This is a genomic window from Mycobacterium sp. (assembly GCF_035314665.1).
Taxonomy (GTDB): domain Bacteria; phylum Actinomycetota; class Actinomycetes; order Mycobacteriales; family Mycobacteriaceae; genus Mycobacterium.
The window spans coordinates 1-5,062 of the sequence record NZ_DATFZD010000188.1; the positions used below are offsets into that span (position 1 = coordinate 1).

Sequence of the window (5,062 nt, forward strand, 5' to 3'; positions counted from 1 at the left end):
TTCACTGCGGCGAAGCCGGGGCCGGCCAGGCGGCCAAGGTGTGCAACAACATGGTGCTGGCGGTGCAGCAGATCGCGATCGGCGAGGCGTTCGTACTGGCCGAGAAGCTGGGGCTCTCGGCGCAGTCGCTGTTCGACGTGATCACCGGCGCGACGGGGAACTGCTGGGCGGTGCACACCAACTGCCCGGTGCCGGGCCCGGTGCCGACATCGCCGGCCAACCACGATTTCCAGCCGGGCTTCGCGACCGCGCTTATGAACAAGGACCTCGGCCTGGCGATGGATGCGGTCAGGTCAACCGGTTCGGCGGCCCCGCTTGGCAGTCACGCCGCCGAGATCTACGCCAAATTCGCAGCGGACAACGCCGCCTTGGATTTCAGCGCCGTGATCGAGCTGCTCCGCGGGAGCTAACGCTCACAACCGCCTAACCGGTGGCTTCGCGGATGTACCGCCCGACCTGCCGCAGCGATCGCACCGCCTCGGGTATCAACGGCGCGCAGATTTGGAACACGTGCATCTGGCCGGGCCAGACAACCACCTCTGCGGGCACTCCGGCAGCGGCCAGCCGACGCGCAGCCAGCCGGGCGTCATGTAGCAGCACCTCGGACCCCGAAACGTGAATCAGCATGGGAGGCAAGCCCGGTTTGACATGATCCAGCGGTTCGTACACTCTGTCGGGTTCGCCATCGATGATGCGCCCGGATGCCGCCCGCTTAATGATGTGGACGAGCGCGTCAAGAGCCTTGGGCGGGAACATCGCGTCGGATCGGATTTTCGGATCCGCCTTCTTGGATGCCATGTCCAATTGCATCAGCGGCGACAGTGACACGAGCGCCGCCGGCTCCTCGCCCTCGGCCAGGAGCCGTTCGGCCAGTGCCAGCGCCAGATAGCCACCGGCCGAATCCCCGGCCAGCACAATCTGATCCGGCTGATAGCCGAGGTCGCGCAGCCACTCGTAACCGTCGTAGCAATCGTCAACCGCCTCGCCGATCGTGTGTTTGGGGATCATCCGGTAGTTGAGCACCAGCACGGGCGAATCGGCGTAGTACGAGATCATCGCGGTCAGACGACTGTGCGAGTTCGCGCCGCAGGTCAGAAACGCCCCGCCGTGCAGGTACAGGATGACGCGGCGCTTTCCGTCGGCCGGCAGCACACCCTTGGCCCGGACGACCTGGGCGGTGCAGTGCGTGAGCTTGATTGTCGCGCGGACGGTGCCCGGGATGGGCAGCAACGCTCCGGAGGCCCAGTCGACCAAGCCCCACGGCCAGGGCAGAAGCGGGATGTGGCTTGCGATTGCCAACGTCGGCCGAATAGTCAGCCGGGCACCCAGCCAGGCCAGCCGACCGGCGATGCTGGGACCGTCTTCCACCACCTCGACAGGAACGCCGCCGCTGACCGGATACATGCGGGCTTTTACGGCGCGGCCTGCGCCGATAGGAACGCAGGTGGAACCCGAGACCTTGCTTGGGCCGCTCATCTCAAACTCCTACGCGGCCGTGGGGCCGGTTCGGTTCCGATATGCGGCGGTGCCGCCTAGCCGAGCGACCTCGGCCGTGAGGCAGCCGATTCGCTGATCTTGAGCCGCGATCGTATGGTGCGCGGTTCCAAGTTGGCGTTCGCGATCGGCCAGCCTCACCTCTGCGGCTTGGCGACGCCGCTCAGATTCGCGCAACGCGCGGCGTAGTTCGTCGATCTGTGCGTCGGGTGTGAGCGGCATCATGATGGCATCACCTCCAATTGAGGTGGCATATGGCAGATGCTGAGTCCCTTATCCGTTTAACAGACTGCCAGTTGCCATTTGTCATGATCCACCACTTTTCAGATTTAAACAAGCAGTTTCTTATGACTTTTAGTATGTTAGGTAGCGATCGCCAGACTTTTGGTTCGCACTCCTGAGGAGGGCGGCGCCAAGCCGCTGAGCGTGCAGAGGCCTGGCGCGGTGATACTCGCCTAAGCGGTTCGGGAACGCATCTGCTGAATCGACCAGCGTCGGTGCTGCTGCTGGCAACCGTCGGCCAGCAACGGATCGGCCCCGTCGTATCCGAGACGGACAGCGGCCGCACCGGTGAAGTCGGCGCTGTAGTCGGCCGTGACGACCAGGGAGGGCAATCCGGCGGTGATCGCCGCGCGCAAGCTGCGGCCCGAACCTCCGATGGCCAACGCACCCGCGGGCGCTATCCCAAGTTCCCACAACGCCAGCCGGTACAGTTCGGCTCCGCTCTCCGCCTGCCTTTCGGGCTCAGGCGGCGCAACGTCGTCGGCGGTGACGAGGGTCTCGACGAGCCCATCGCCGACCAGTTGTCGGACCGTTGGCTCGACCCGCTCACGACGGCCGGTACTCACCACGCCGACCCAGATGCCGGCGACGAACAAGCTCATGATCAAGTCGATCAGTCCGGCCCGCGGTGCAACATCACCATCGCGTTCGATATCCGCCAGCGCGGAATCGGCGTCGAAGATCACCGCACGCAGGATATCGGCTTCGACCGGACGTTCCCGATCCCACCAGAAGGTCCGGGCTGGACGAGACTGCCGCATGGCTCGCACGCCCACATGGTTGCCCGGATGCCACGCGCCCGACCTCCCCCGTTCGGGGGATTGGCAAGGCCAACTGCTCTGGGAACAGGCGGAGTCTAGGGTGTTGCCATGCCGGTGCGTCTTGTCCTGGTCGATGACCACGAGATGGTCATCGAGGGACTCAAGGCGATGCTGGCGGCGTTCAAGGACCGGGTGCAGGTGGTCGGGCAGGCGGTGGGCGCCGACCGGGCGGTCACCGTGGTCGACGACCTGCAACCCGACATTGTGCTGTGCGACGTTCGGATGCAGGGCTTCAGCGGGTTGGACCTGTGCAAGGTGCTGCGCGAGCACGAGCCCGACCGCAAGGTCGTGATGCTGTCGGTCTACGACGACGAGCAGTACTTGTTCCAGGCCTTGCGGGTGGGCGCGAGCGGCTATCTGCTGAAAAGCATCAACAGCGACGACCTGGTGCGCCAGCTGGAATTGGTGCACAGCGGGGAAACGGTGATCGACCCGGGGATGGCGGTCCGGGCGGCGGACACCGCGGCCCGGATGCAGCGCGACGAATTCTGGCCCGGCGCCCGGCAGGGGCTGACGCAACGCGAAAGCGAAATCCTGTCCTGCATGGTCAATGGGTTGTCCAACCGCGGCATCGCCAACAAACTCGTCATCAGCGAGGAAACCGTCAAGAGCCACCTGCGATCGATCTATCGCAAGCTCGGAGTCAGCGACCGGACCGGCGCGGTGGCAACTGCGCTGCGCGAAGGCATCTATCAATGAGCGCTGTCCAATGACCACATCGCAACCCACGGCGCCCGACGACGGCGCCCGCGGCTCGCACGCGGTACGCGATCTCGTCGACACCGACCGCGAGCTGGCGCTGCTGCGGGAACTCATTCGGGCCGCCTCGAGCGGCCCCGGGGTGGAACCGTTGGCGGCCGCCGCGGCGCGAATGATCACCGCGGCGACCGGAACCGACGTGTGCTTCGTGCATGTGCTCGACGACACCGACCGCTCGCTCACCCTCGCCGGCGCGACGCCGCCCTTCGACGGCCAGGTGGGAAAGATTCGGCTGCCGTTGGGATCCGGCATCTCCGGCTGGGTGGCCAAGCACCGTGAGCCCGTCGTCATCACCGACGACAAGGAAGCCGATCCGCGCTACTTACCGATCCAATCGTTGCGCGGACGCGACTTCACCTCGATGGTGTCGATGCCGATGGAAACCGACCCGGGCGGCCTGGTCGGCGTGCTGAACGTGCACACGGTCGCGCGTCGCGAGTTCACCGAGGGTGACGTCGAATTGTTGCGGGTCATCGGCCGGCTGATCGCCGGCGCCATGCACCAGGCCCGGTTGCACCGGCAGCTGGTCGCCAGGGAGCGGGCGCACGAGCTGTTCGTCGAGCAGGTGATCGAGGCCCAGGAGATCGAACGCCGCCGGCTGGCCGGCGATATTCATGACGGTATTTCGCAGCGCCTCATCACGTTGTCGTATCGGCTCGACGCCGCCGCTCGAGCGGTCAGCGACGATCCGGCGGAGGCCTCCGAACAACTCGATGCGGCCAGAGAACTCGCCGGGTTGACGTTGCAGGAGGCGCGGGCGGCGATCGGCGGGCTGCGTCCGCCGGTGCTCGACGACTTGGGCTTGGCCGGCGGGCTGGCCAGCCTGGCCCGGTCGATACCGCAACTCGACATGGAGCTCGAACTGGCCGACGTCCGGCTGCCCGAGCACATCGAGATCGCGCTCTACCGCATCGCACAAGAGGGCCTGCAAAACATCGTCAAACATGCCAACGCCTCGGTGGCGCGGCTGTTCTTCAGGGTGGACGACGATACCGCGCGGCTCGAAATCGTGGACAACGGAATAGGTTTCGACACTTTCGAGAACCCGCTGGGCGGCGATGAGATGGGCGGCTACGGTGTGCTGTCGATGGCCGAGCGCGCCGAGCTGGTCGGGGGCCGGTTGAACATCCGATCGCGGCCCGGCGCCGGGACAGCCGTCACCGCGACGATTCCGGTGCCCTCGACGATCGACTAGAAGTCTCCGGCGTTGTGCCGCAGGGTTTCGATCGACGACGCCAGCGCCCGGGATTCGCCGTCGGACATCCCGATATCGCAGAACACCTGCTCGTTGAGCGTGACGGTGGCGTCCTCGACGGTCGAGCGGCCCAGGTCGGTGATCTGCACCAGCGTGGTTCGCCCGTCGGTAGGGTGCGGGACACGTTGGACAAGGGCGTTGGCTTCCAGCCGGCGGATGGCATGGGTGACGCTGGTGACGTGTACCTGCAGCCGGTCGGACGCCTTGGTGATCGGCAACGCGCCGCTGCGGCTGAACGCCAGCAGACGCAGCAATTCGAACCGTGAAAAGCTCAGATCGTAAGGGCGTAAAGCGGTTTCGACGCGGGCAAGCATGATCTGGTGAGCCCGCATCACCGACGTCACCGCGACCATCCCCTGCGCGACCTCACCCCATCCGGCGCGTTCCCAGTTGGCCCGCGCGACGGCGATCGGATCGCGATTGTCGGGTTTCGAGGCGGCCACGCCCCTTT

The 5,062-nt window shown here is 66.0% G+C and carries 6 protein-coding genes; 3 read left to right on the forward strand and 3 right to left on the reverse strand.

What is annotated here, in order from left to right:
• Window positions 1–410: NAD-binding protein (locus VKI00_RS14725; protein WP_324438542.1), on the forward strand; the 410-nt coding region annotated here is incomplete at its 5' end.
• Between the two features lie 13 nt (window positions 411–423).
• On the opposite strand, the gene VKI00_RS14730 is transcribed toward VKI00_RS14725, so the two are convergent.
• Window positions 424–1,476: an alpha/beta hydrolase gene (locus tag VKI00_RS14730; RefSeq protein ID WP_324438544.1), complete on the reverse strand. Its 1,053-nt coding sequence runs from the start codon at window positions 1,474–1,476 to the stop codon at window positions 424–426.
• Between the two features lie 473 nt (window positions 1,477–1,949).
• Window positions 1,950–2,537 (reverse strand): HAD family hydrolase, encoded by a 588-nt coding sequence (locus VKI00_RS14735; protein ID WP_324438550.1) that lies wholly within the window; start codon window positions 2,535–2,537, stop codon window positions 1,950–1,952.
• Between the two features lie 108 nt (window positions 2,538–2,645).
• Here VKI00_RS14735 and VKI00_RS14740 point away from each other — a divergent pair, with 108 nt between their 5' ends.
• Both VKI00_RS14740 and VKI00_RS14745 read left to right on the forward strand, forming a co-directional pair.
• Entirely contained in the window at window positions 2,646–3,296 is a 651-nt protein-coding gene (locus VKI00_RS14740; protein WP_324438546.1) for a response regulator transcription factor, read from the forward strand.
• A gap of 10 nt (window positions 3,297–3,306) precedes the next feature.
• Complete coding sequence (locus VKI00_RS14745) at window positions 3,307–4,551, forward strand: GAF domain-containing sensor histidine kinase (RefSeq protein WP_324438548.1); 1,245 nt, start codon at window positions 3,307–3,309, stop codon at window positions 4,549–4,551.
• Here VKI00_RS14745 and VKI00_RS14750 read toward each other — a convergent pair.
• On the reverse strand, window positions 4,548–5,054 hold the full coding sequence (locus VKI00_RS14750; RefSeq protein ID WP_324438552.1) for a MarR family transcriptional regulator: 507 nt from the start codon (window positions 5,052–5,054) through the stop codon (window positions 4,548–4,550). The genes VKI00_RS14745 and VKI00_RS14750 overlap by 4 nt on opposite strands.
• Window positions 5,055–5,062: the final 8 nt, after the last annotated feature.

Coding starts and splice junctions, on each gene's coding strand:
- VKI00_RS14730 (WP_324438544.1), bottom strand. CDS start 1,476: ATGAGCGGCCCAAGCAAGGTCTCGGGTTCCACCTGCGTTCCTATCGGC.
- VKI00_RS14735 (WP_324438550.1), bottom strand. CDS start 2,537: ATGCGGCAGTCTCGTCCAGCCCGGACCTTCTGGTGGGATCGGGAACGT.
- VKI00_RS14740 (WP_324438546.1), top strand. CDS start 2,646: ATGCCGGTGCGTCTTGTCCTGGTCGATGACCACGAGATGGTCATCGAG.
- VKI00_RS14745 (WP_324438548.1), top strand. CDS start 3,307: ATGACCACATCGCAACCCACGGCGCCCGACGACGGCGCCCGCGGCTCG.